This window comes from Paenibacillus sp. VMFN-D1, assembly GCF_003386155.1.
Classification (GTDB): domain Bacteria; phylum Bacillota; class Bacilli; order Paenibacillales; family Paenibacillaceae; genus Paenibacillus_AQ; species Paenibacillus_AQ favisporus.
The window spans coordinates 2,972,619-2,998,623 of sequence record NZ_QRDU01000001.1 but is presented as its reverse complement, the minus strand read 5'-3'; the positions used below and the strand labels follow the sequence as shown (position 1 = coordinate 2,998,623).

The following is a 26,005-nucleotide window of genomic DNA, read 5'->3' as shown; positions in this document are numbered from 1 at the left end:
AATCCAAACTACTCCATTCCTGTAAGCGACACATCTCCAAGCTCCGTTCCAATTGCTGTTATGTCATTTTATATTACATATAAACCGGGGCGTTTGTTTGCGATCCCCAGTCATGACAGGGTTTGCGCTTATCCTATCCTTCATTCGAGGTGATGTCGTATGGCTGACATTCAAGTACAACCCGCCGTGCAGGCGGCAGCCGGCAAAAAACGCAAGGCGTTGAAGTGGAACCGGATCTACCGGAACTGGCAGCTCTATTTGCTGATTTCCCCGGTGATCGCTTATTACATCCTGTTCCAATACGTTCCGATGTACGGCATCCAGATCGCCTTCAAGGACTTTATTGCGACCAAAGGCATTTGGGGCAGCCCGTGGGTCGGCTTTGACCACTTTGAGCGTTTCTTTCACAGCTACTTTTTCTGGCGGCTGATGAAAAATACGCTAGGCATCGGCCTGTACAGCCTGGCCGTCGGTTTTCCGATCCCGATCCTCCTCGCTCTCCTGATGAACGAGGTAAGGGCCGAGAAATTCAAAAAATTCGTACAGACCGTTACCTACGCGCCGCATTTCCTGTCTACCGTCGTTGTCGTCGGCATGATGATGATTTTTCTGTCGCCACGCTACGGGATGGTCAATCATGCCATCCAGCTGTTCGGGGGCCAGCCGATCAATTTCATGACCGAGCCCGCCTGGTTCAAATCGCTGTATGTGCTCTCCGACGTATGGCAGACGATGGGCTGGAGCTCGATCATTTATTTGGCCGCCCTGGCCGGGATTGACAACCAGCTGCATGAAGCGGCCCGCGTCGACGGCGCCACCCGGCTCCAGCGGATCTGGCACATCAACATCCCCGGCATTATGCCGACGATCGTCATCCTGCTCATTTTGAACATCGGCAGCATCATGGGCGTCGGGTTTGAGAAGGTGCTGCTGATGCAGAACAATCTGAATCTGGAATCCTCCGACATCATCGCCACCTATGTGTACCGCAGCGGGATCCAGAACGCCGAATACAGCTTTTCCGCCGCGATCGGTTTGTTCAATTCCGTCATCAACTTCGTGCTGCTGGTCGTCGTGAATCAGATTTCCCGGCGCATCAGCGAGACAAGTCTATGGTAAGGGAGGCGTGAGGCATGCTTATCGAATCCAAAGGAGACCGCATTTTTAACGTCATCAACTACGTCGTTCTGATCCTGGTTACGCTGGTGGTGCTGTACCCGCTCGTGTTTGTGCTCAGCGCTTCGTTCAGCGACCCGCAGACGGTGCTGCGCGGCGAAATGCTGCTGTGGCCCAAGGGCATCAACCTGAACTCATACGAGAAAATTTTCCAGAACAAGGACATCATCAGCGGCTTTACCAACACGCTTATTTACACGACGCTGGGGACGGCGATCAATCTCGTCATGACGATTTTGGCGGCCTATCCGTTGTCCCGCAGAGACTTTGTGGGACGAAACGGCATTATGGCTCTGCTGGTGTTCACGATGTTTTTCAGCGGCGGCCTGATCCCTACATACCTGCTGATCAAAAACCTCGGCATGCTGAACACCCTCTGGGTCATGATCATTCCGAACGCCGTCTCCATTTGGAACATCATCATTATGCGAACCTTCTTCCAGCAGTCCATCCCGCATGAGCTGCAGGAGGCGGCGACGATCGACGGCTGCTCCAACATTCAGATTCTGACGCGCATTATACTGCCGCTCTCGATGCCGATCATCGCGGTCACGATCCTGTTTTATGCGGTCGGCCATTGGAACGCGTTTTTTAACGCGCTGCTCTACCTGACGGACAAGGACAAGTTCCCGCTGCAGCTGGTACTCCGCGAAATTTTGATCCAGGGGCAGACGAACGACATGGTCAAAATGTCGACCGAATCGGCGATCAAGCAGCAGCGCGAGGTGGAAGGCATCAAATACGCCGTGCTGGTGGTGGCCAACATTCCGGTGCTTGTGCTGTACCCGTTCCTGCAGCGTTATTTTGTCAAAGGCGTCATGATCGGAGCCATCAAAGGATAATTCCTTGCATGGATAAATGATGGAATCGTGGTTGGAATCAGAACAAAGGGAGGAATCTTGGATGAAGCTGAAGCAATGGGGGAGTCTGCTGCTGACCTGCGTGCTGACGGTATCGCTGGCGGCGGGCTGCAGCTCGGGGGACAAGGAAGGCGGCGCAGCCGCGGAATCGAAGGGCGGGGGATCGGCCGGGGGACAGGTTAATGAGACCGGGATGCCGATCGTAACCGACAAGCTGACGGTGACCGCTTTTGCGGGAAAGTTTTTCGCCAATGCCGACTGGAACAACATCAAGCTGTGGCAGGAATACGAGAAAATGACCAACATTCACGTCCAGTGGGATACGGTCCAGAAGGACAATCTGGCGGAGAAGCGCAATCTGCTGCTGGCCGGCGGCGATTACCCGGAAATGTTCTACGCTTCGGCGTTTCCCCGGGCCGACCTGCTCAAATACGGCAAACAGGGCGCCTTTCTTCCGCTGAACGACCTGATCGACAAATACGCGCCCAACTTTAAAGCGCTGATGGAGAAGTATCCGATCATCGAAAAGGGCATCACGATGCCGGACGGCAACATTTACGGTCTGCCGACGCTGTACGATCCGGAATTCAAATCCGTGCTGTACGGGACACCATGGGTAAAAAGCGAGTGGCTCACCAAGCTGGGCTTGAAGGAGCCGCAGACGCTGGATGAGTTTTATAACATGCTGAAGGCGTTCAAGGAGAATGATCCGAACGGTAACGGACAGAAGGATGAAATCGCATGGGGCGCGGTCGGAGCGGCTGGCCTGGTCAATTACCTTCGCGGATCTTTCGGCCTGAACAACCACGGAACGTCAAATATTTATGTCGATACCGATCCGGACAGCGGGAAAGTCCGATTTATCCCGACCGATCCGCGCTACAAAGAGCTGCTTCAGTACGTCAACAAGCTCTACAAGGACGGGCTGCTGGAACAGGACATCATGTCGGTCAAGAGCACCGAAGTCGATGCGAAAGGGATGGAAGGGCTGATCGGGGTAGTGGATAATGTCGACCCGGTGGCGATTTACAACCAGAAGGGCTATGTCGGGCTGCCGGTGCTCAAGGGGCCGCATGGCGACCAGATGTTCAGCGCGACCGGATCGCCGCTTGGCAACATCGGGATGTTTGTCCTGACCGATAAAGCGAAAAATCCCGAGGCGTTGATGCGCTGGATGGACTATTTTTACGGCGACGAAGGCATCAAAATGTTCTTTATGGGCTGGAAAGATGAGACCTATAAAGAAAACGCGGACGGCAGCGTGGATTATGTGGACGACATCAAAAACAACCCGAACGGCCTGAATCTGGACCAGGCGGTAGGACAGTACCTGATTTGGCCAGGCGGCTATTATCCCGGCTTTGTCACCCAGAAATATTTCAAAGGAGCCGAAGGGCTGCCGACGTCCGTCGACAATGCCAAAAAAGCGGAGCCGCATGTCGTGCCGCAGGATCAAATCTGGCCGCCGTTCAACTTCACCGCCGAGGAGCAGGCCGACCTGACGGGCATCCAGACGGATATTACGACCTATGTCGACGAAATGCGCGACAAATTCATATCCGGCAACGCCTCCTTTGACGAGTGGGATGCGTACGTGTCCACGCTGCAAAAAATGGGCCTGGACCGCTACATCGCCATCTATCAGTCGGCGGCGGACCGTTATTCCAAATAATTGCAATGGATAGTTTGAACCCAGTTCAATGGTTCAACTGATATAGCGACTTCGAAGGAGCGAACAAGATATGACGCAACTGAAAGCGATTCTGATCGGCGCTGGCGCCCGCGGAGCCGGAGGCTATGCCCCATACGCGCTGGACTATCCGCATGAGCTGGAATTCGTGGCCGTGGCCGAGGCGGATCCGGTGCGGCGGCTCCGTTTTGCCGAGAAGCACGGCATTGACCCGGAGCGGTGCTACGAATCCTGGGAGCCGCTCCTCGCCGCGGAGCGGATGGCGGACATCGCCGTCATCTGCACGCAGGACCGGATGCATTACGCTCCCACCATGCAGGCATTGAGGCAAAAGTATCATGTCCTGCTGGAAAAGCCGATGTCTCCGGATCCCGGCGAATGCCTGGACATGGAGCAGGCGGCCAGGGACCACGACCGGCTGCTGACGATCTGCCACGTACTGCGGTACACGCCGTTCTGGAGCACAATCAAGCGGGTGATCGACAGCGGGGTGATCGGCGAAATTGCGTCGATCCAGCTGAACGAAAACGTGGGCTACTGGCATATCGCCCACAGCTTCGTCCGCGGCAACTGGAATCACTCGGACAAGGCAAGCCCGATGATTCTGGCCAAATCCTGCCACGACATGGATGTGCTGTCCTGGCTTATGGATAAACCGTGCCTGCGTGTGAGCTCGTACGGCTCGCTGATGCACTTCCATGAAGGCCGCGCGCCGGAAGGCTCGGCGGACCGCTGCCTGGACTGCGCCGTCGAGCCGGACTGCCCGTATTCGGCGCCGAGGTTCTACCTCAGCGACCAATACAAAGGCTGGGCCGGACATTTCACGCCGGAGCTGACGAAGGCGAGCATCATCCAGGGTCTGCGCGAGACGGACTACGGCCGCTGCGTCTACCGCAGCGACAACAACGTCGTTGACCACCAGGTGGTCAACATGGAATTTGAAGGCGGAGCGACGGCGATGTTCAGCATGTGCGGCTTTACCTATGAGCAGGAGCGCCGGATTCAGATCATGGGCACGCGCGGCGAGCTCCGCGGCGAGGAAGGGAAGGTCACCGTATTCGATTTTCTGACCCATCAGCAGACGGAAATCGCCATCCCGTCCCAGGCGAGCGGCCACGGCGGCGGGGACAGCGGCATCGTCCGCAGCTTCCTCAAGGAAGTCCGCGGCTACAGCGGCCAGGAAAGCCTGACATCGGCAAGCGCATCGGTGCGCAGCCATTTGATGGCGTTTGCGGCAGAGGAATCGCGACTACACCAAGGAAAATCGATCGATTTGAATGAATTTGCAAAAGCATGGACGACCAGGAAGCAAACGGCCGAGCAGCCGAAATAGGGCGATGAAGCAAGCGGACGGAAACAAGGCATCGCTGTCCTGTTTTCCAGTGGAACGGCAAGCCCCAGAAAACAACTAAACTCCGAATGCCTCGGGTTTAGTTGTTTTTCATTTCCGCTGTTCATCGGCCCGGCCAGCGCTTTGCCCCATAAAAAATCCAAAATATTTTTGTCCTCAGTGGATGTACAAAACGAATAAAAGGTGATACATTAAAAATTAAATAAAGCCTTTAACCACAAGGGATATAACGGATTTTAAATGTCTACTATGAAAGGACACTTGTATATTGAGGAGGGATTGATATGGCAAGTCAGGCATTGGACTTGTTTCTTAGCACGAACATAGAAGATCTGAAAGCCAAGGGATTGTATAACGTGATTGATACGGTGCAGGGACCGAACGGCCCGGTGATCCAAATTGACGGAAAGTCCTTGATTAACCTTTCCTCCAACAACTACCTGGGTCTCGCCACCGATTCCCGGCTGGTCGACGCGGCGGTGCAGGCAGCCAAGACGCACGGTGCGGGTGCCGGCGCCGTCAGAACGATCAACGGAACGCTGGATTTGCACAACCAGCTGGAGGAGAAGCTGGCCGGGTTCAAGCACACGGAAGCTGTCATTGTGTACCAATCGGGCTTTAACTGCAATATGGCCGCCATTTCTGCGGTGATGGACGCAAACGACGCCATCTTGTCCGATGAGCTGAATCACGCTTCCATTATCGACGGCTGCCGCCTGTCAAAGGCGAAAGTGATCCGCTACAAGCATTCGGACATGGAAGATCTGAGAAGCCAGGCGAAAGCAGCCAAGGAATCTGGCTTGTACAACAAAATTATGGTGATCACGGACGGCGTGTTCTCGATGGACGGCGATATCGCCAAGCTGCCGGAAATCGTAAAGATTGCCGAGGAATTCGACCTCATTACGTATGTTGACGATGCGCACGGCTCCGGCGTTTTGGGCGAAGGAGCGGGTACCGTCAAGCATTTCGGCTTGTCCGACCGGATCGATTTTCAAATCGGTACGTTGTCGAAGGCGATTGGCGTTGTAGGGGGCTATGTCGCCGGTTCGAAGCAGCTGATCGAGTGGCTGAAGCTGAGAAGCCGTCCGTTCCTGTTCTCGACCTCCCAGCCTCCGGCGGTCATTGCAGCCTGCATCGCGGCGGTGGACATTCTGATGAACGACAAGGAGCTTATCGACAAGCTGTGGGAGAACGGCCGTTTTCTGAAAGACGGTCTGCGCGCGCTCGGTTATGACATCGGGCACAGCGAAACGCCGATCACCCCTTGCATCATCGGGGACGAAGTGAAGACGCAGCAGTTCAGCAAGCGGCTGATTGAGGAAGGCGTCTATGCGAAATCGATCGTATTCCCGACGGTGCCGAAGGGAACGGGCCGGATTCGCAACATGCCGACAGCAGCGCATACAAAAGAAATGCTGGAGCAGGTCATCGGTGTATACGAAAAGGTCGGCAAAGAAATGAACCTGATCGGGTAAATTTTTAATGAATTTTCCAAGGAGGAATGACGCGTGAAAAGGATTCTGGTGACAGGGGCGCTTGGGCAAATCGGCTCCGAGCTGGTTGCCAAGCTGCGTGAAATATACGGCAACGACGCGGTCGTTGCGACAGATCTGCGTTCATCCGCCCACGAAATTACCCGGACGGGTCCTTTCGAGCTGCTGGACGTAACCAATGACAAGGCGATGCATGAAATTGCCAAGCGATATCAAGTCGATACGATCATTCATTTGGCGGCGCTGCTGTCGGCAACAGCCGAAGAGAAGCCGCTCCTGGCCTGGAATCTGAACATGGGCGGGCTGATGAATGCGCTGGAGGTGGCCAGAGAGCTGAAATGCCAGTTCTTTACGCCAAGCTCCATCGGGGCGTTCGGGCCGTCGACGCCGAAGGACAACACGCCGCAGGACACGATTCAGCGCCCCAACACGATGTACGGCGTGAATAAGGTGTCCGGTGAGCTGCTGTGCGATTACTATTTCCACAAATATGGGCTGGATACGCGTGGCCTCCGTTTTCCCGGGCTGATTTCCTATGTGACGCCTCCCGGCGGAGGGACGACGGATTATGCGGTGGAGATTTATTATGCGGCCGTCACTCAAGGCAAATACACGTCTTATATCGCCAAGGGCACCAACATGGATATGATGTACATGCCGGACGCCCTGACCGCCATCATTGATCTGATGGAAGCCGACTCGTCGCGGCTGACGCACCGCAATTCCTTTAACGTAACGGCCATGAGCGTAGATCCCGAAGCGATCGCCGCGGCGATCCGCAAAGAAATCCCAGGCTTCACGCTGGACTACAATGTCGATCCGAAGCGGCAGGCGATTGCAGACAGCTGGCCGCACTCCATCGACGCTTCGGCGGCGAAGGCCGAATGGGGATTCCGGGCGCGTTACGACCTGAACGCGATGACGAAGGATATGCTGGCCCATCTTGGCGGGAGACAACTGCTCCGTAAAGCATGATTCGAGGGATACGAACATTTATTGAAGCTGGAAAGCTGTAACGGGAAAAAGCTGTACGCTCAAGGAAGGATGCAATGGGATGCATGGACCTTGGGGGTGCGGCTTTTTTGGTTTTATAGCGGAAAAAAGTAGGGATGATCTCCCTTCCGCAGACCGTTTTTTCGATATAATGGGTAAGAAAGCGTACAGGCGCAGCCAACACGAAGCTGCACTGCAGCAGCAAGTATACAAGCGCCTAATCACACCCGCATGGTAGAGTTCATGAACCGCTGCCAGTAGGGAGTGGAGGGGCTTTTGTAAGCCCGCGCGAATACGGTGCTTTCATCCAACTTAGGGCCGGCCGTGAAGCCGGGAGAGGAGACACAGGAATGTCGGAACGAACAGAACATGCTGGCAGGGAAGAGCGGCTGTATTGGCTTCATCATTTGGAACGCTGGGCGCGCCCGGTGCTGACGCGGCTTGCGGAGGGAAGGCTGCGTGCAGAGATGCCGGTGGAGAGCAGCGGGGAAGGCCGGGAGGCTTACACCCATCTGGAGGCCTTTGGCCGCCTCCTGGACGGCATCGCTCCTTGGCTCGGAGCCGAGGGTGGAAGCGCGGAGGAGCAGCGGCTGCGCACAGAGCTGCTGGGACTGACACACCAAGCGCTGGAACAGGCCAGCGACCCGGCCTCCCCGGACGTGCTGAATTTTGGCGAAGGGCATCAGCCCATCGTGGACACGGCCTTCTTGTGCCAAGCTTTTCTCCGTGCGCCCCATGTTTTATGGGATCCGTTAACGGACGAGCAAAAGCAAAGATGGCTATCTACCTGGAAGCTGACCCGCACGCGCAAGCCGTTCTTCAACAACTGGCTGCTGTTCTCGGCGGTCATCGAGACGGCTCTGGCCCGGTTTGGCGACCGGGACTGGGATCCGATGCGGATCGATTACGCCTTGAAGCAGCTGGAGCAGTGGTACGCCGGTGACGGAGTGTACGGTGACGGGCCGGCGTACCACGCCGACTACTACAACAGCTTCGTCATCCACCCGATGCTGCTGGACGTGCTGGATCACGCCGGCGCGCTGCAGCCGGACTGGGAGGCGCATAAGGGACCAGCGCTCGTCCGGGCGCAGCGTTACGCGGAGCAGCTGGAGCGTATGATCGCCCCGGACGGCAGCTTTCCGGTGGTCGGCCGGTCCATCAGCTACCGGACGGGCGCCTTCCATCTGCTGGCCCAATTGGCCTGGCAGCGGCGGCTGCCGGAAGGGCTGGACGCGGCGCAAGTGCGCTGCGCACTGACGGCCGTCATGAAGCGCTGCTTCGAGCCGGCCGGAACGTACGACGCCGAAGGCTGGCTGCGCATTGGCCTCAGCGGTCACCAGCCGGAACTGGGCGAGGGTTATATTTCTACGGGCAGCTTGTATCTATGCGCGACCGTCCTGCTGCCTCTCGCGCTGCCGGAGAACGATCCGTTCTGGCAGGGCGAAGCCGAGTGGACGTCCAAGCGGATTTGGAGCGGCGGGCATGGCCGTATCGACCATGCGCTGGGACATTAAGCACCGAATGATGGGACCGGTGCTGTCACAAACCAAGAGGCTGTCCCCCAGGCTACTTCGGCCTGGCGGGGACAGCCTCTTGTCCGTCATCGTACCATGGGTTCAGGTGCACCATGACGTCGGCCACCTGCTTCATACGCTCCATGATCGTTTTTTTCACTTCCCGGCTGACGTCATGCCCTTCCTGTACGGTGAGATGGTTGGGGACGCTGACTTTGACGTCGACGATGATGGCGTTGCCGAGCTCTCGGGCCCGAATACTGTCAACGCGCTTCACGTTGGGAACGGAGTAGATGATCGAGCTCAGCATGGCGAGCTGCTCGTTCGTGATGTTTTTGTCCATCAGAATGTCAACGGACTCCCGTCCCATTTTGTACCCGAGCCGGATCACCAGGTACGATACGATAATTCCGGCCACCGGGTCGCCGTATTCCGTATAGGGGATATGATAGGCTTCGCCAATCAGCGAAATGCCGATCCCGATGGACGCGGCTGCGGAAGCGTAGACGTCTGCGATATGGTCGTAGGCCGTGGCGATCAGGCTGCGGCTGTTCTCGGCTTTGCCGATCCGGATGCAGTACATGTACAGGATCTGCTTCCAGATCAGGGAAACCAGCGCGGCCGCAAGCGCGATCCAGCTGGCTTCGGCTGGAGGAACGAACAACGATTCGATCGATTTATACACCATCAGCAGCGCGGCCATGACGAGAATGATCGCCACGATGCCCGATGCGATCGCTTCGGCTTTCCCATGCCCGTAGGGATGATCTTCATCCGCCGGCTTGCGGGATACCATGGCCGAGGTAAGTGCCGCGATCGTCGCCACGACATCGCCTGCATTATGAATCCCGTCGGCTACGAGAACTTTACTGCCGAATAACAGCCCGACGATGATTTTGAGAAGGGTCAGCAAGACGTTGCTGATGAGGCTGACCCATACCGCCAATATTGATTTGCTGGCCACGGACTCCAGTCTCCTCGCTCCATTCTTGGGTTTATTTCTTTTTATATAACCAAAAATAAACATTTCTTATTACGCCAAAACATGCCTCGCGGACAAAGATAACCCCCGCATGACACGACAAATCGCGCCTCGGGAGTTCTCCGAGTTAAAAGTATTCGGAAAAAGGTGGAATCGTATACATCATATTCCCACTTTCCGGCTCAAGCGACAGAACAAAAGCCTCCCGTGACATTTGTCTTCTCCGCATAACATGAGGTGCAGGAGGCTGACAAATAACAGGAAGCTTATGCCGGTTATGAGGCCAAAATTGACGCTGCTTGGTTGATGAAACAGAAGCTTTTCCGGTACAAGGCTGGATCGTCTAACTGCGGAGGCTATTTAAACGGAAGTTTAAAGGATTTCCTGTAGAGCGGATACAGCCACTTCACACCGCTTGGCGTCATCGAATCGGCGATCAGATGGGACAAGTACCCGGCGGTGGATACGAGCATGATCCCTTCCAGATTGAGGTATGCCTCCAGTCCGGAACTGATCCATGCCCAGAGCCACACCGCCCAGACGGTATGAGTCATGCCGCGGTGCTTGAGCCAAGGGGCGATACCCACAAATGCACCCAGTCCGGACATCCAGACCATGGCGTTATGTATTCCGGCGTAAATCAATATGCAGCCAATCAGGCTGACGAGCACGTTACGAATCATGCCGTCTTTAATGATCAGTCCGAGCAGAAACAGAACGAGCGCCAAGATGGAATATTCGAGATAAAAGCTCCCCTTAGCGATATACAGGTACCCCAGGACGATTACGAGCAGCAGCCCGGACCAATACAGCCATTCTCTGAGCCATTTCGAGAACCGGCCGAGGGTAGAACTGAGCATGCTGGGGCCGTCCAGGTCTGCGCTTAGCGCTGATAAGGCGGAAACCGCGATATACATCGCTGCATGCTTCAGCGTAAACGGATAATGGGCTGCGGCGGCAGCACCGATCACTACGCCTATAGCGAGATGTGTCGAACCCTTCATTTCTCCTCCTCTGACTGACATCAGGATGATTGCGGGCAAACATATGTTTGCTATCGTATTATACACGTTTTGGTGTCACGTGTATATGCTTGTCAGAGAGGATAGGACTAAAGTTCGTGTAACCATCAGGTCCGTTAATCAGCCGGATTGGCTGTATCCGAATTTTCGTTCGCCGCGGCTGCCTCTGTTCGTCCAAGCAAATAATCTATGGAGACTTGAAAATAATCAGCCAGCTTCGACAGCGTATCAAAATCCGGTTTCCTGCGGTTCTTCTCATAGTGGGACAAGGCCGCCCGGCTGATCCCAAGGGTTATGGACAATGCCTCTTGAGTCAATTTCCTCTGCTCCCTGAGCTCTGATATTCGGTTGCCGTAATTCATTTCTTTCCCCCCTTGGATACCCGGGTATGCGTGAGCAATTGGACCTGCTAAATAACGCTTGACATGATACAAAATGTATCGTAAATTAACAGTGTCGTCAATAGTGCAAGCTGTTTTTGAACCGATTTACCCAAAAAATCAGGTTCATTCTCCTCTTGGAAAGTCAATCTTTATTCATGGAATAAGCCAATTTCAGGAATAAAGACGCAATTCGTCACCATCGGTTACACCAGGAAGACGGAACCAGTGCATATTCTGTCGAGCTTCCGTATTTAATGATACATAATGTTGCATTGTTTTTCAAAAATCAAAGGGATGGATGCTGATACGTATGATCGATACACACTGCCATATCCTGCCGGCTGTGGACGACGGGCCGAAAACGATCGATGGAGCACTTCGCTTGGCTGCGGCTGCAGTGGAAGAAGGGATTACGACGGTCATCGCCACCCCGCACCACCGAGAGAGACATTATTTAAACTCCGCCAAAAAAATCAACCGCCGCGTGAAGCTGTTTAACGCCAAGCTCAAGCGCGTCGGGATCCCCCTGAAGGTGCTCCCCGGACAGGAGTACCACCTTACCGAACGTTATCCCACCGAATTCCGGCGCGGCCGGATCCAGACGCTTGCCGGCAGCCGCTATTTACTCGTAGAGCTTCCCTCCCGCAAGGTACCCGGGTATTTTACAGATTTTCTTACCTTCATGAAGCGGGCCGATATTCGGGTCGTCATTGCCCATCCGGAACGGAACCTGGGGATTATCGATCAGCCCGACCAAGTGGCGGGATGGATTCGGGACTCCGGCGTCCTGCTGCAGGTAACAACCCAGTCTCTTGCCGGATTTTTTGGGGAATCGGTTCAGAGCACCGCTGCATATTTGTGCACACATAAGCTGGTCCATTTGATTGGAACGGATGCGCACAACACGGTCCGGCGGAAATTTTACGCACAGGAAGGGCTCGGCATCATCGACAAGCTGTGTGGAGCAGGCTTTCGGAAGAGCCTGGAGGACCATGCGGTGCAGCTCATCAGCGGAAAGGAGATCGGAACGTTTCATCAGCCCACCGTCTAGAGCGGAGGCAACCGTTCGATGAAATTGGGGGGAAGGATTATGGAATTCAAGCTGCTGCTGCACATGTTAAGAAAGCGTCTTTGGCTGATCGTATTGGTGGTGGTCTTGTGCTCGGCTGGCACCGGTGCCTACAGCATCTATGTCATGAAGCCGGTTTATGAAGCAAGCAGCACGATGATCGTCAATAAGTCCAATTTGGACAGCGAGGGAAAACCGACGCTCGATATTAATGAAATCAATTCTAACATTATGCTGATCAACTCCTATAAGGTCATTATCAGCTCCGCTTCCATCATGGAAAAGGTCGTCGCCCAATACCCCGGTCTGCATGAGACCGCGCAGGACTTGATGGACCGGGTCGAAGTCGTGACGACCCAAAACTCGCAAATCATCGAATTGAAAATCCGCGATGCCTCCTACCAGCATGCCAAAGAGATCGTGAGCGCCGTATCGCTCGTGTTCAAGCATGAAATCCCCCAAATCATGAAAGTGGACAATATTTCGATTCTGGATAGCACCTTGTCAACGAGTGCTCCCGATCCGGTCAGTCCGAATGTTGTCCTTAACATCGCCATCGCTTTTGCCGCCTCGTTCATGATCATCGTTGGCGTAGTGCTGTTTATCGAGTACTTGGATGACACGATCAAGTCCGATGAGGACGTGGAGCAGTATCTTGAGCTCACAACCCTGGGCGCGATCCGGAAAATGAAAAAGCGGGACTTGCGAACGCGGGCGACCGCCCGATCCAAACAACAGGCAGGTGAAAAATATGCGTCAGTCAGCCAATAGAAACAAGCTGATCATGAACGTCAACCGCAGGTCGTCGATCTCGGAAGGGTACCGCAGCATCCGGACCAACATCCAATTTTCCGGCTGGAATCAAAAGCTGCAGGTACTTGCCGTGACCTCGACCCAGGCGGGGGAAGGGAAATCGACGACGATCAGCAATCTGGCGGTTGCCTATGCCCAGGAAGGAAAAAACGTGCTGCTGATCGACGCCGATCTCAGGCACCCGTCGCTGCAGAGCATTTTTAACGTGCCGAACCGGCTTGGGCTCTCGAACCTTCTCGCCGAACAATGCGCTTTCGGTGATGTCGTGCAGACGACCGTGGTGGAGAACCTGTCGCTGGTCACCGCCGGACCGGTTCCTCCGAATCCGACGGAGCTGTTATCTTCGGACCGGCTGCAGGAAGTGATCGACGGCTGGAAGCCCGTATACGACATCATCCTCATCGACACGTCACCGGTGATGGCTGTCGCCGACGGCTTGATCGTCTCCTCCGTGTGCGACGGGGTGATCCTCGTTGTTCTATCGGGCAAGGTCAAGCGGGAGTACATCCAGAAAACGAAAGAGAAGCTGGAGCTGGCGAAGGCAACGATTCTCGGCGTCGTTCTAAATCAGAAAAAATACAGTAAGTCCGAGGCGAACCAGTACCGATATTACGGTCATCAATAGTTTTTCGGGTATCAAGGAAACCACTTGTTCATGAAACATGTCTTTACAGGTCATGTCTACTGTACCTTTATCACGGGTAGGCACTCGGTCATGCTGTGGGTATTCGGATACCTTAGACGTTTATCGTCGAGAGTGTGATGTGAGGTCGGGTTCAATGCCCGAGTAACGCTCATGCGTCGGATGGAAGCATGAGCTATGCTGCCTGCAGGCGGTATAGCTCATCCTTTCATCCTGATAAACAGAAGAAAACATAAAACCGAAGGATACAACATTATGAAGTTGGGGGTTTATTCAAGTGAAAAAAGTGAAAAAGGCCATTATCCCGGCTGCCGGACTCGGTACCCGTTTCCTACCGGCAACCAAAGCGATGCCCAAAGAAATGCTGCCTATCGTCGACAAGCCGACCATTCAATACATCGTGGAGGAAGCGATCGAGGCGGGAATCGAGGACATCATTATCGTCACGGGCAAGGGAAAACGGTCGATTGAGGATCATTTCGATTACTCCTTCGAGCTGGAGCTCAGCCTGCTGGAAAAAGGGAAGCTGGACGTGCTTGAGATGGTTCGGCGTTCGTCGGCCGTAGAGATCCATTATATCCGGCAAAAGGAAGCCAAAGGCCTCGGCCATGCGATATGGTGCGCGCGGAATTTTATCGGTGACGAGCCCTTCGCCGTGCTTCTCGGTGATGACATCGTCCGCGCGGAAGCGCCTTGCATTGGGCAGCTCGTCCGCCAGTACGAAAAGCACGGCTGCTCCGTCGTCGGCGTCGGGCAGGTGTCGTCCGAGCACACCTCGCGGTACGGCATCATTGACCCGAGTGCGATTCACGACACGGACAAACGGACCTTTGAGCTGCGGAAAGTGGTGGAAAAGCCCGCTCCGGGAGAGGCGCCGTCAAATTTGGCCATTATGGGCCGTTATGTGCTCACCCCGGAAATATTCAGCCTGCTGGAACACCAGGAAGCCGGGTATGGCGGAGAGATCCAGCTTACAGATGCCATCCAGCAGCTGATCGTCAAGCATCGCTGTCTGGCCTATGAATTCGAAGGGGAGCGCTTCGACGTCGGCGAGAAGCTCGGGTACATTCTGACCACCATTCAGTTTGCGCTTCGCCAGGGAGAACTTCGGACGCCCCTCTTAAGGGAACTGGACCGGATTCTGCAAATCGAGAACGTGGAACCGAAGATTTGACCGGGATCAGCGTGCCTGATCAGCCGTGTGTGCGGTGAAAGAAAGGTCATTACCATTTGAAATGAAGGCAGGGGCGGACATATGGTCAAAAAAATTTGCGTCGTGGGGCTCGGTTATATCGGACTGCCGACAGCCAGTCTGCTTGCGATTAAAGGCTTTGAAGTGCATGGCGTGGACACGAACCGGCATGCGGTTGAGCTGATTAACCAGGGCGAGGTTCATATCGTGGAACCGGATTTGGACATTATGGTCAAGGCGGCCGTCCAGAGCGGACAGCTGCATGTCTCGGAAGAACCGGAGGAGGCAGATGTATTTATTCTGGCTGTTCCAACCCCGTTCGAGGAGAACCAGAAGCCGGATTTGTCTTACGTCAGACAGGCGGCTGCTTCCGTGGCTCCTTACCTCCGGCCGGGCAACATCGTCATCCTGGAATCTACGAGTCCGGTGGGGACGACCGAGATGGTTGCGCGCTCGATTTTGGACGCCCGGACGGACCTGACCGTGTCCGGATCACCACAGCAGGCCGCCCGGCGGATCTACGTCGCCCATTGCCCCGAGAGGGTGATGCCCGGGCAAATCCTCCGCGAGCTCGTGGAAAACGACCGGATTATCGGTGGGATCGATATCGAGTCGACCCAGCGAACCGTGGCCTTTTACAAGCAGTTCGTCAGCGGGAAAATCCTTGAAACCAACGCCAAAACGGCGGAGATGGCCAAGCTGACCGAAAATTCCTTCCGCGATGTCAACATCGCATTCGCCAACGAGCTGTCTCTCATCTGCGACCAGCTGGACATTAACGTGTGGGAATTGATCCGGCTGGCAAACCACCATCCCAGGGTGAACATTCTTCAGCCGGGACCGGGCGTGGGAGGACACTGCATCGCGGTCGATCCTTGGTTTATCGTCCACGCCGCGCCGGAACAGGCCAAGCTGATTCATACCGCCAGAATCGTTAACGACTATAAGCCCGGTTACGTGGTGAATAAGGTGACGGAGCGGGCCAAACGGTTGAAGTCACCCGTCATCGCCTGCCTGGGACTTTCTTTTAAGGCGAACATCGATGACCTGAGGGAGAGCCCCGCCCTTGCGATCGTGGAGCATTTGGCGAAGGCCCGGATCGGGGACATTTATGCGGTAGAGCCGCACATCCAGCTTCTGCCGGCCTCGCTTGCGGAAGCCGGGGTTCAGCTGCTTGAAACGGTGGAGGCGGTCCGCAAGGCGGATATCGTGCTGCTGCTCGTGAATCACGACGCTTTCTCCCATATGGACCGCAACCTGCTTCAGGAAAAAATCGTGATCGATACAAGGGGCTTCTTCAGCGAATCGCCCCGGGAACGGGTCGGGGTGCACTGATGTCCACGCTGATGATGAAAGTAAAAAAGCTGCGCAGAATGCCGCTGCATGCGGCAGCGGCCAAGGTCGCGGTAAAAGCGCTTGATGAAACGCGCACCGCCTATCTCAGCATCCGGCACAGGCTGGCTCCGGCCGTGCTGAAGCCGAGCCTGTTCAGCGGATTCCGAAGCCGCGGCCGCTTCCTGTTCGATCCGCAGGATAAGGAGCGGTATACGGAGCTGCTGCGCGAAGGGCGGTCCGATACGGAGATTATCCGGCAGGCGGACCGGATCTGCGCCCATGAGTTCGATCTGCTGGGATCGGGTCCCGTGACCCTTGGAGAGCGGCTTCCCTGGCATGAAGATTTCAAGACAGGATTCCGCTGGGAGCCCCGGTATTATAAACGAATCCGAACGGTCGATTTATCGAACCGCGCTGACGTGAAGGTTCCCTGGGAGCTTTCGCGTTTTCAGCATGTCTTTACGTTGGGAAAAGCTTATTGGCTGACAGGCAGAGAGGCGTATGCGCTTGAATTTCAAGCCCAGCTGGATGACTGGATCCGGGAGAATCCACCCGAAATGTCGGTAAACTGGACCTGCGCGATGGATGCGGCAATCCGTGCCGTCAACTGGATTGCGGGCATTTATTTTTTCAGGGACAGCCCTTCGCTGCCCGAAGCGTTCTGGGACCGGCTTCATGCGTCGCTGTACAGGCACGGCGGTTTCATTATGGACAATTTGGAAAACACGGGCGAGCATACGGGAAACCACTATTTGTCCAATCTCGCCGGGCTGATCGGATTGGGCCTTTATTTTGGGGATATAGAGGTGTGCGGCAAAGGAATAAGCGGCTCAAGCCCCAAGGAATGGCTCGCTTACGGCATCCGGGAAACCGAGCGGGAAATGTTCGTGCAGGTGAACGCGGACGGATCGAACTACGAGGCTTCCACTTCCTATCACCGGCTCGTCGCCGAGCTGTTTGTCCTGGCCTCGGTCTGGTGCCGCAGCAACGGGATTGAATTCACGCCGGAATACATGAAGCGGCTCGAGAAGATGCACGAGTTCATGCTGGACCTCATGAAGCAGGATGGGCGAACGCCGGTCGTCGGCGACGCGGACGACGGACGCGTGATGATCGCGTCCGGTTACGGCCGGTGGGCGCCGGCGGATTGCCGCCATATGCTTGCCGTGGCCGGCGAGCTGTTCAACCGCGACGATTTCCGCAGGGCCGGACGTCTGCACCGTGAGGAAGCGCTGTGGATTGCCGGGCTGCCCGCGCTCCGGCCTTATGCAGCGCCTGAAAGAGCGTCCGCGAGCCGGCCCTGCGCAGCATATCCGGACGGCGGGTATTATGTGCTGCGCAGCAGCTCGGCGTACTGCCTGGTGCGCTGCGGCGAGCTGTCTTTTCGCGGCCATGGGGCCCACAGCCACAACGACCAGCTGAGCTTTGAGCTTCAGGTGTCCGGCCAGGACATCTTTGTCGATCCGGGCGCCTATATTTACTCTGCCGATTACCGGCTGCGCAACCTGTTCCGCAGTACAGGCATGCACAACACCGTTCAAGTGGGCGGGTATGAGCAAAACGATTTTGATGAACACGATCTGTTTCTGATGCGGGAGCAGACATTCGCGCGTTGCGATGCGTTCAGGGAAGGCTTGTTTGCAGGCAGCCATTCAGGTTATGCCGGCAAGTGCGGCGTCATCCATCGGCGCGTGTTTGATTTTCATGAGGGGGAACTGATGCTGTCCGACCGTCTGGATTCGGTGTCACTCGGAGCGGAAGAGATCAGGGAATTTACGGCTTCATTCATGCTGGCACCGGGTGCCGCTGCAGCCCAAAGGGATGGCATCGTCCTCATACGCCAAGCTGGAGTAACGATACATATGAATTTTGAGGGGGCGTCCGCCATCCAGCTGGAAGATTCCTGGGTTTCGGAACGATATGGCGTGCGGCGCCCAAGCCGGCTGATCCGGGTGCGAAGCAGCCATCCGGAAGGGCTTAGCACCCGCATCCGTTGGAAATAAAATCGCAGCAGATGCACATGTTGACTTCGTAATCAAACGCAGCAGCTCAAGTGAACGAGGTGATCCTTCCATGAAAGTCGTATTCATCGGTCCGCTTCCGCCTCCGCGCGGCGGCGTATCCGTCCATCTCAGCCGTCTGTCCGCCGTCATGGAACAGCAGGGCATCGATTATGAGATATATAACGAAGCCAAGGGCGAGGCCCGCAGTCCGCACGTCCATCCTTTGAACCGGTACCGGCGGTTTCTGTTCAAGATCCCTTTTCTGAAGGGGGACATTCTTCATTTCCATACGATCGACCCACGGCTTCGCAGTCTGCTTGGGCTGTATAAGCGGCTTGGCCAAAAAATCATCCTCACGGTTCACGGCGTCAACCTGGAGGATCAGATCCGGCATGCCGGTCCGCTGAGGCGGCGGATTCTTCTCCGCAGCCTGAAGAGCATCGACCTGATCATATGCGTCAATGAAGATACGACCCGGTTCTTGCGCGAACTGGGATTTCGTCATGACCGGGTCGTAACGATCCCGGCATATATTCACCCGCCGGAACGAGCAGAGGAGGCCAGGGCCATCCCGGCCGAAGTGTACACGTTTTTGGAAGAAGCGGATTTTGCGATTTGTGCCAACGGCTATGTGCGGTTTTACCGCGGGGAGGAATTGTACGGCTTCGATTTGTTGATCCAGCTGATGAAGGAACTGCGCGGACGAGGCAGGCGGATCCGGCTGCTGATTGCGGTCATGGGGGTTTCCGCGCAAACCGGGGAGGAACGAAGCCACTACATGAAGCTTCAACGGGAGCTCGACGCGTACGGCCTCAGCGGCGATGTCATGTTCTATGAAGTGGACGATACGGAGTTCTACCCGATTCTGAAGAAGAGCCACTTATTCATCCGGCCGACGAACACGGACGGCTACGGCATGTCCATTGCGGAGTCGCTGCACGAACGCATTCCTTGCGCGGCGAGCGACGTATGCAGACGGCCGGAGGGGACGGTTCTGTTCCGCTCCCGGGACTTGGCGGACCTTGCCGCCAAAGTGAGCGACATCATTGACCGCTATCCGCATTACAAGGATCAGCTGCAGAACCTTCAAGTCGGGGACTACGCAGCGGAGCTCATCCAGGTGTATTCCAGCATCGCAGGAAAGGAATCGCCGAGCGGCAAGCCGGCTGTGGAGGTCTATGGAAAATAAAAAAATTCTCTCCAACGGCGTCGCCTATTTCTGCTCCTCCCTGATGACCCAAATGGTGAATCTGATCCTCATCCCGCTGTACACCCGCAACTTAAGCCAGCAGCAGTACGGACAATATGACATCATTCTGAGCATTCAGCAGCTGCTGGCGCTCGGGATTACGCTGGGCGTATATTCGGGCATGGTCCGGTTTTACCATGAATACGACAACAAGCTGGAGCTGAGAAATACGGCGGTGAATTTTTCCCTGCTGTGGGGGCTGGCATTTATCCTCGTGACATGGGCCGTAAATCCCTGGATCTATCCCCATGTGTTCGTTCAGCTCTCGGACTCCAGCCATCTGTTTATTCCCTATGTCGTGATGAGCTCGGTGCTGGCCTGTCATAACTTGATCTATACCAGCTACTACACGATGCAGTTTAAGGCGCTGCTCGCCAGCAGCATCCAAATCGCCACCGTAGTGTTCACGCTGGTCTACGCGCTGTACTTTTTTCTGGTGCTGAAGATGGGGGTTCTCGGTATTTTGCAGGCCCAGCTCTTCGGTCACTTGACGGTATTCGTCCTGCTTTTTCTCATTCATATCCGGCAGTACCGCTTCAGGCTGAGTATCCGGAAGCTGCGGATGATGCTCGGCTACGGCACGGGTTTGATGATCGGTGATGTCTCCGCATGGGTTCTGTCCCTCAGCGACCGGTTTCTGATCCAGGGCTTTCTGAATCTGTCTTCGGTAGCGGTGTATTCCATCGGTTACAAAATCGGCATGCTGATCAATCCGGTGTTCATCAACCCGTTCATGTCCGTATTCACGCCGTTCAAATATGCCATGTACAAGGAAACGGCCGGACCGGAGCAGATCCGTAAAATGTTCAGGCTGTACAACTTCGTAGGCTGGCTGTGCGTGCTCGGGCTCTCGCTGTTTGCCAACCTTGCCACGCAGCTGGTCGCCACCGAGGCATACCGGGATGCGAACTACATTATCCCGATCGTGGCGATTTCGTATTTTTTGGCGGGTGCGGCGGATTTCTATGCGTTGGGGCTCCATATCGCCAGAAAAATGAAGCTGTACTCGATCATTATCATTACGGCCGCCCTGATCAACGTCGGCTGCAACCTGGCCCTTATTCCGCTTCTTGGGCTGTACGGATCGGCCATATCCACCGTGATCGCTTATATGGCCTCGAATTATTTGTTTTACCGGTTTGGCACCAAGTATTATTCGATTGGGCTCGGCCTGCTGTTTCCGTACAAGTACTTGACCGTTACCCTGCCGATTTACGGCATTTATTTCGTCTCGATGCAGGTCATCCATTCCGTGCTGCTGGAGATTCTGTTTAATGGAATTCTCTGCTGCGGGTTCGTTTATTTATGCCTGCTGTGCAAGCTGGTGACCCGGGCGGAGCTGGGCGGGATGATCCGGCAGGTGCTCAAGCAGAAGTCCAATATGTCCATGAAAGGAGTCCAATCCGAGCTATGAATATCCGAATTGTGACCGATATGGAGGGGTTTCAAAGCCTTCAGGAAGACTGGGAGCGGTTGGAGCTTCAGGATCCGGATGCGACCTATTACAGTACGTTTCAGTTCAATTATTTTTGGTGGAAAACCCACTCCAAGGACCCGGGCAAACGGCTTTTTATCGTGTGTTGCCTCCTGGACAACAGGGTTGTGGGGATCGCACCGCTCATGATCCGCCGTGACCGGAGCAAGCTGTTCAGCTGCAGCACGCTTTGCTTTATCGGTCAGGGGGATTATTTCACCTTTTTGCTCGAAAGGGGGAGCGGAAGCGAGATCAAAATTCTGAAGGAGCTGTTCGGCGCTTTTCATGCCCATGACAGCCTCTGGGACAAATTCGAGCTGACCCATCTGACGCAGGAATCGCAGCTGCTCCACTACCTGCTTCGCCATGAGCAGTATAACGAACATGTGCAGTACCTTACATCCTGTCCGGTGATTCCGATCAGGGAGCATGAGACCTACGAGCGGTTGAGCCAAACGAAGGATTTTATCAAAATGAAAAAGACGCGGGATAAGCTCCGCAAACAGGTGAACTACCGGTTCAAGGTCGTCACCGGTGAGCAGAACGCGGAAATCTACGACCGGGTAGCCCGGGTTCACCGGCTGCTGAAGGAGTACCTGCAGACCGAAAAAGGCAGGACCGAAAGGCGGAGCCTGTTTGAAAACGAGTACACGGACGAGTTTCTCAGGCGGCTTTTCCGCAATAACGAGCAGGTGGTCGTCTTTATGCTTGAGGATGAACGCGGGGAGATTATCAACTACAGCATCTGCTATCTTTACAAAGATGTTCTGTACGATTGGAATTCGGGTTACGCCCCCGAATATTCGACTTTTCACGGCCTAGCCAACGTGCTCATGATCGAAACGCTGGAGCATTTGTTCAAGGAGAAGCTCGGCAAGCGGCTCGACTGCGGGGCGGGCAGCTATGCCTGGAAGTTTAAATGGACCAGCCGGTTCAACGTAAACTATACGTTCAAGATGTGGAATCTGCTGAAAGCCAGGGGCCGGTTGTACCGGTTTTTGTCCGGATTCAAAACGATGCTTCAGACCGCTTTCATCATGACCGGAATGATCGAAATCATGCTGTAATGTCTACCGGCAGCCGAGCTGACTCAAGGATAAAGGAGTTTAACTGGAACCATGAGTATAAAAATTGTTACCGATACCGATGGATTCCTTAGCATACAAGAGGATTGGGAGCGCTTGCAGGAGCTGGACGACGAATTGACCTACTACAGCACCTTTCAATATAACTACGCATGGTGGCTGACCTTTGGAGAGGACCGGAACAACAAGCTGTTCATTATTTGCTGCAGCCGGGACAACGAAATGGTCGGCATCGCTCCGCTTGTCATCCGTACGGTGGATAAAAAAATTGTGAAATGCCATGTGCTCGGCTTTATGGGGAAGGGCGATTATTTCAATTTTATCCTCCATTCCCAGAAGGGCAGTCCGGTTGCGATTATCAAGGAAATTTTCAAAGCCATCGAGGACCATTCCGACCTGTGGGACAAAATCGAATTGACGCACCTTGCAACCGACACGTCGCTGCTTCACTTTTTACTGCGCCATGACAGGTACAATCCGAGCATCAAGTACCTCACCTCCTGTCCGAGCATCCGGATCGGCGGATGGGATACCGCAGCCGGGTGGGATACGAGCGGAATCAATGTCAAGGCGAAAAAGAAGCTGAGAAAGCTCCAGCAGGAGACCGATTATCAGTTCAAAATGGTGGACTGCCGGCAAAGCGGTGATATTTATGACCGGATCTCCAATGTTCACAAGCAGGAGAAGGCATATCTGCACGAGCAGAGGGGAAGGATCGACCGCAGAAGCCTGTTTGAAGACCAAAAGAATGAGGAGTTTTACAAGCGGGTATTTATGAACAACGACCAGGTCATTGCGTCCTTCCTCGAGCTTAAGGATTCGAACGTGATGATCGCCTACCAGCTGTTTTTTCTGCACAGGGGAAAGCTGTACGGCTGGAATACCGGGTATTCCCCCGATTATGCGAAATACGGCGTCTTCGACGTGCTGATGCTGGAAACGATCCGCCGGCTGATCGAGCAGGGGCAGGTGACGGACATCGATCTGGGCGCCGGTTCGTACCCGTGGAAGTTCCGGTGGACCAATCAATTTACCGTCATGTATTCGCTGCAAATGTGGAACAATGACCGCCTTCACACGAGGCTGTACCGAATGCTGGTAAAGGGGAAGGGAATCTTGAAGTACCTGAACCGGAAAACCGCTGTGCATTCCTGATGCAGCAGGGTGAAGGAAAGGGATAAGGGGAAAATCGTCATGCACTTGGAGAAATGCAAATGGTTTAACGGCGCCGATTCGCCTGTTTTCTTTATGATCGATGATCTGGCCAATACGTGGGTGGACGTCAACCATAACGGAATTCCCGATCTGGAGGAGGATTGGGGATACTGCAAAAATGGAGAAAACTCATCCTTCCGGTACTTGAATGAGCAAATCCTGCGGCATTTTCCGCAGGTCAAGGTCACCTTCTTTGTTCCGGTAGGGGTCCGGGCCGGTATGTCCGATCATCCGGTGTGCAGGCAAACCTCACGCCCGATCAACGCCGACGAGGAGAGCAGGGCTTTCTTCCGCGGCATTCACCGGCACCCGGGCTATGAACTCGCCTATCATGGTACGACCCATGGCCGGACGGGACCAAATCCGGAGGATTTTGTACAGGAATGGGAGCTGTTCGAAAGCGCCGAAGAAGCATTGGAACGTACCTTGGAAGGGATATCGGTCTATGCCGATGCCGTCGGCGAAAGGCCGAAAGGCGGCAAATACTGCGGGTACGCCGGCAACGATTGCTCGGATGAAAGCATTGATCGGGCGGGGTTCATTTGGTGGTGCAGATACTGGAACCGGGGGGCGGGAGACCCTGCGATGAAACGGATCAGCGGCGGGGATCCTGATCCGCTCACCAACTACGATATTAAACGCTTTGGCGTAGGCGGCGTCATCGACATTCCCTCGACGGTGGACGGAGGGCTGCTGAATGGGATTTACCGGCCGGAAGCTTCCTTGAAGGGGATGGCCAAACGGTTCTTAAAGACGCCGCTTCGCCGCTGGAAGCTCCTTGAGCTGGATTATTTGCTGGAGAACAGGCTGGTCATCGGGATTCAGGAGCATATTTCCCCCGCTCGCGACGACGGGAAGAGGCAGTCCCCCAACATTTTTGACGACTGCGGCAGCCTGCAGGCGATCTTTCGTTATTTGGAAGGGAAAAACGTATGGTACTGCACCGGGTCGGAGCTTGCCGATTACGTGAACCTCCGGGATCACGTGCAGGTCGTGACTTATCCGGGGGAGGAAAGGATGTTTACCCTCGAACACGAATCCAGATACGGAAACGGCGGCATGCTCTCGCTGAAGCTGGATCCGTCCAATCCTGCAAGCATCCTGCTGCCTGACGGCACGACAGTCCGGGTAACGGCCGGGATTGCGAACCTTCCGGTCATGAAAGGAGAATATTTCATTCGGGAAGGTGAAATCTGATGAAGCAGACGATGATCGTCATCTCGGATTATATCGAAGGCGCGCCGGTGGTCGCATCGGTCCGGTATGCCGGATTAATGAAGCATTTTATGGAACAATACCGCCTGATCGTCGTGAACGACCGGAAATGCGGTCCGGCGCCGAGCCGATTTGCCGCTATCAATTACAAATACGATACGCCCAGCAGTACCTTTACGCAGACGATGGTTGGCGGGGAGCCTTCCGGCCGGGGAATCAAGCAGCTTATTGAAGGTGTACTCAGAAACAAATGGACGATCACGGCATGGAGGAACTATAAGTACAGCTCCTATGCTTTCAGGCGCATGAACATCCGCCTCTTCCGCGAGCTGGACGCATGCCTGGAGCAGAACGAGGTATCAGCCGTATTTTTAACGATACCGGATGTGTACGGACTGTATATCATTGACCACATCAAACGCATCGCGCCGGGAATTCCGGTTGTGATCGAGATCAGGGATATCATCAACCATAACATCGGGGAAGGTCAGCCCCGTCAGGCCTACCGCAGGGCGGAGAGGATGATCCCCCGGCTGGCCGACGCAATCGTGGCCGTGTCCCAGGGGATCCGGCAGCATTATGAACTTGAGCAAGAACGGCCGTCTATACGGCTGATCCGCAACGGATACGACGAGGAACCGTTCCGAAACTGCGTATATCAACGTGTTTCCGACAATGTTCGCGAGCTGACCATGGCTCATATTGGGTCCATCTATAAAGGACGAAATATACATGCATTGATCGAGGGGCTGCAGCTGTTTCACGAGAGGACCGGCATACGGATCAAGCTGAAAGTTGCAGGGCTGCTTGACCAGCAGGCGGCCAGGGATCTATCCAATGTGAATATGACAGGTGACGGGGTAACGGTGGAGATCGTAGGAAGCGTCAGGCATGAGGCGGCTGCGTCTCTGCTGAAAGAAGCGGACGTTGCGGTCATTCTTACGCATACCAAGGGCAGCGATTATGCCATCCCGGGCAAAACCTATGAATATATCGGGGCGTGCAAGCCGATCCTGGCCGTTACGGCCGACCGGGAGCTGGTGGAATTGGTCCACGGCCGGTACGGCATCTGCGCGGGCCATCACCGGGACAGCGTGGCCGATGGTTTGGCGGACTTGATCGCCAGGGAGTTCGATTTCTCCGGCCGGTCAGCCTTTTCCCGTACGAACCAGGCGGAGCAGATTCTGGCCATGATCGGGGAGCACATTCGTGGAGCGACGCAAAAAAGAGTAAAGAGGGTATAAA

The 26,005-nt window shown here is 55.1% G+C and carries 21 protein-coding genes and 1 pseudogene; 19 read left to right on the top strand and 3 right to left on the bottom strand.

What is annotated here, in order from left to right; genetic code table 11:
- Positions 1 to 159 precede the first annotated feature (159 nt).
- The 7 genes from C7820_RS13795 to C7820_RS13765 all read left to right on the top strand — a co-directional run bounded on the left by C7820_RS13795 (position 160) and on the right by C7820_RS13765 (position 9,080).
- Positions 160 to 1,119 carry an ABC transporter permease gene (locus C7820_RS13795; protein ID WP_116231356.1) on the top strand — a complete coding sequence of 320 codons (960 nt, stop codon included), beginning with the start codon at positions 160 to 162 and terminating at the stop codon, positions 1,117 to 1,119.
- A gap of 14 nt (positions 1,120 to 1,133) precedes the next feature.
- Positions 1,134 to 2,018 (top strand): carbohydrate ABC transporter permease, encoded by an 885-nt coding sequence (locus C7820_RS13790; RefSeq protein ID WP_076168553.1) that lies wholly within the window; start codon positions 1,134 to 1,136, stop codon positions 2,016 to 2,018.
- Positions 2,019 to 2,079: 61 nt separating this feature from the next.
- Positions 2,080 to 3,708: an extracellular solute-binding protein gene (locus tag C7820_RS13785; protein ID WP_116231355.1), complete on the top strand. Its 1,629-nt coding sequence runs from the start codon at positions 2,080 to 2,082 to the stop codon at positions 3,706 to 3,708.
- 70 nt (positions 3,709 to 3,778) lie between these two features.
- Entirely contained in the window at positions 3,779 to 5,059 is a 1,281-nt protein-coding gene (locus tag C7820_RS13780) for a Gfo/Idh/MocA family protein (RefSeq protein ID WP_116231354.1), read from the top strand.
- A 302-nt stretch (positions 5,060 to 5,361) separates the two neighbouring features.
- Positions 5,362 to 6,555, top strand: coding sequence for a glycine C-acetyltransferase (locus C7820_RS13775; RefSeq protein WP_105443752.1), 1,194 nt, complete (start codon positions 5,362 to 5,364; stop codon positions 6,553 to 6,555).
- Between the two features lie 33 nt (positions 6,556 to 6,588).
- Positions 6,589 to 7,548: an L-threonine 3-dehydrogenase gene (locus C7820_RS13770; protein ID WP_116231353.1), complete on the top strand. Its 960-nt coding sequence runs from the start codon at positions 6,589 to 6,591 to the stop codon at positions 7,546 to 7,548.
- 368 nt (positions 7,549 to 7,916) lie between these two features.
- Positions 7,917 to 9,080: a DUF2264 domain-containing protein gene (locus tag C7820_RS13765; RefSeq protein ID WP_116231352.1), complete on the top strand. Its 1,164-nt coding sequence runs from the start codon at positions 7,917 to 7,919 to the stop codon at positions 9,078 to 9,080.
- Between the two features lie 52 nt (positions 9,081 to 9,132).
- On the opposite strand, the gene C7820_RS13760 is transcribed toward C7820_RS13765, so the two are convergent.
- From C7820_RS13760 to C7820_RS13750, 3 genes and pseudogenes are all read right to left on the bottom strand, one after another.
- The gene (locus C7820_RS13760; RefSeq protein ID WP_076169574.1) at positions 9,133 to 10,053 is read right to left on the bottom strand and encodes a cation diffusion facilitator family transporter; all 921 of its coding nucleotides are present in this window, start codon (positions 10,051 to 10,053) and stop codon (positions 9,133 to 9,135) included.
- Between the two features lie 365 nt (positions 10,054 to 10,418).
- Positions 10,419 to 11,066 (bottom strand): metal-dependent hydrolase, encoded by a 648-nt coding sequence (locus tag C7820_RS13755; RefSeq protein ID WP_076168532.1) that lies wholly within the window; start codon positions 11,064 to 11,066, stop codon positions 10,419 to 10,421.
- Positions 11,067 to 11,242: 176 nt separating this feature from the next.
- Positions 11,243 to 11,446 (bottom strand): annotated as a pseudogene (locus tag C7820_RS13750) (helix-turn-helix domain-containing protein); the annotation flags it as partial.
- A gap of 331 nt (positions 11,447 to 11,777) precedes the next feature.
- Here C7820_RS13750 and C7820_RS13745 point away from each other — a divergent pair.
- The 12 genes from C7820_RS13745 (at position 11,778) to C7820_RS13690 (ending at position 26,004) form a co-directional block, all read left to right on the top strand.
- Positions 11,778 to 12,518, top strand: a complete 741-nt coding sequence (locus C7820_RS13745; RefSeq protein ID WP_181909022.1) for a tyrosine-protein phosphatase — start codon at positions 11,778 to 11,780, stop codon at positions 12,516 to 12,518.
- 39 nt (positions 12,519 to 12,557) lie between these two features.
- Positions 12,558 to 13,307 (top strand): YveK family protein, encoded by a 750-nt coding sequence (locus tag C7820_RS13740; protein ID WP_181909021.1) that lies wholly within the window; start codon positions 12,558 to 12,560, stop codon positions 13,305 to 13,307.
- On the top strand, positions 13,288 to 13,974 hold the full coding sequence (locus tag C7820_RS13735) for a CpsD/CapB family tyrosine-protein kinase (RefSeq protein WP_116231349.1): 687 nt from the start codon (positions 13,288 to 13,290) through the stop codon (positions 13,972 to 13,974). The genes C7820_RS13740 and C7820_RS13735 overlap by 20 nt, the downstream gene beginning before the upstream one ends.
- Before the next feature lie 295 nt (positions 13,975 to 14,269).
- Positions 14,270 to 15,166, top strand: coding sequence for a UTP--glucose-1-phosphate uridylyltransferase GalU (gene galU, locus C7820_RS13730; protein ID WP_116231348.1), 897 nt, complete (start codon positions 14,270 to 14,272; stop codon positions 15,164 to 15,166).
- Positions 15,167 to 15,247: 81 nt separating this feature from the next.
- A complete protein-coding gene (wecC, locus tag C7820_RS13725; RefSeq protein ID WP_116231347.1) occupies positions 15,248 to 16,519 on the top strand; it encodes a UDP-N-acetyl-D-mannosamine dehydrogenase in 1,272 nt (423 codons plus the stop codon).
- Complete coding sequence (locus C7820_RS13720; RefSeq protein ID WP_116231346.1) at positions 16,519 to 18,522, top strand: heparinase II/III family protein; 2,004 nt, start codon at positions 16,519 to 16,521, stop codon at positions 18,520 to 18,522. The genes wecC and C7820_RS13720 overlap by 1 nt, the downstream gene beginning before the upstream one ends.
- 70 nt (positions 18,523 to 18,592) lie before the next feature.
- On the top strand, positions 18,593 to 19,711 hold the full coding sequence (locus C7820_RS13715; RefSeq protein ID WP_116231345.1) for a glycosyltransferase: 1,119 nt from the start codon (positions 18,593 to 18,595) through the stop codon (positions 19,709 to 19,711).
- On the top strand, positions 19,701 to 21,185 hold the full coding sequence (locus C7820_RS13710) for a lipopolysaccharide biosynthesis protein (RefSeq protein ID WP_116231344.1): 1,485 nt from the start codon (positions 19,701 to 19,703) through the stop codon (positions 21,183 to 21,185). The genes C7820_RS13715 and C7820_RS13710 overlap by 11 nt, the downstream gene beginning before the upstream one ends.
- The gene (locus C7820_RS13705; RefSeq protein ID WP_181909020.1) at positions 21,182 to 22,312 is read left to right on the top strand and encodes a GNAT family N-acetyltransferase; all 1,131 of its coding nucleotides are present in this window, start codon (positions 21,182 to 21,184) and stop codon (positions 22,310 to 22,312) included. Before C7820_RS13710 ends, C7820_RS13705 begins: the two co-directional genes overlap by 4 nt.
- A gap of 51 nt (positions 22,313 to 22,363) precedes the next feature.
- Positions 22,364 to 23,485, top strand: a complete 1,122-nt coding sequence (locus C7820_RS13700) for a GNAT family N-acetyltransferase (protein ID WP_076168505.1) — start codon at positions 22,364 to 22,366, stop codon at positions 23,483 to 23,485.
- A 39-nt stretch (positions 23,486 to 23,524) separates the two neighbouring features.
- Complete coding sequence (locus C7820_RS13695) at positions 23,525 to 24,742, top strand: polysaccharide deacetylase family protein (protein WP_116231342.1); 1,218 nt, start codon at positions 23,525 to 23,527, stop codon at positions 24,740 to 24,742.
- Positions 24,742 to 26,004: a glycosyltransferase family protein gene (locus C7820_RS13690; protein ID WP_116231341.1), complete on the top strand. Its 1,263-nt coding sequence runs from the start codon at positions 24,742 to 24,744 to the stop codon at positions 26,002 to 26,004. The genes C7820_RS13695 and C7820_RS13690 overlap by 1 nt, the downstream gene beginning before the upstream one ends.
- The last annotated feature ends 1 nt before the right edge of the window (position 26,005 follow it).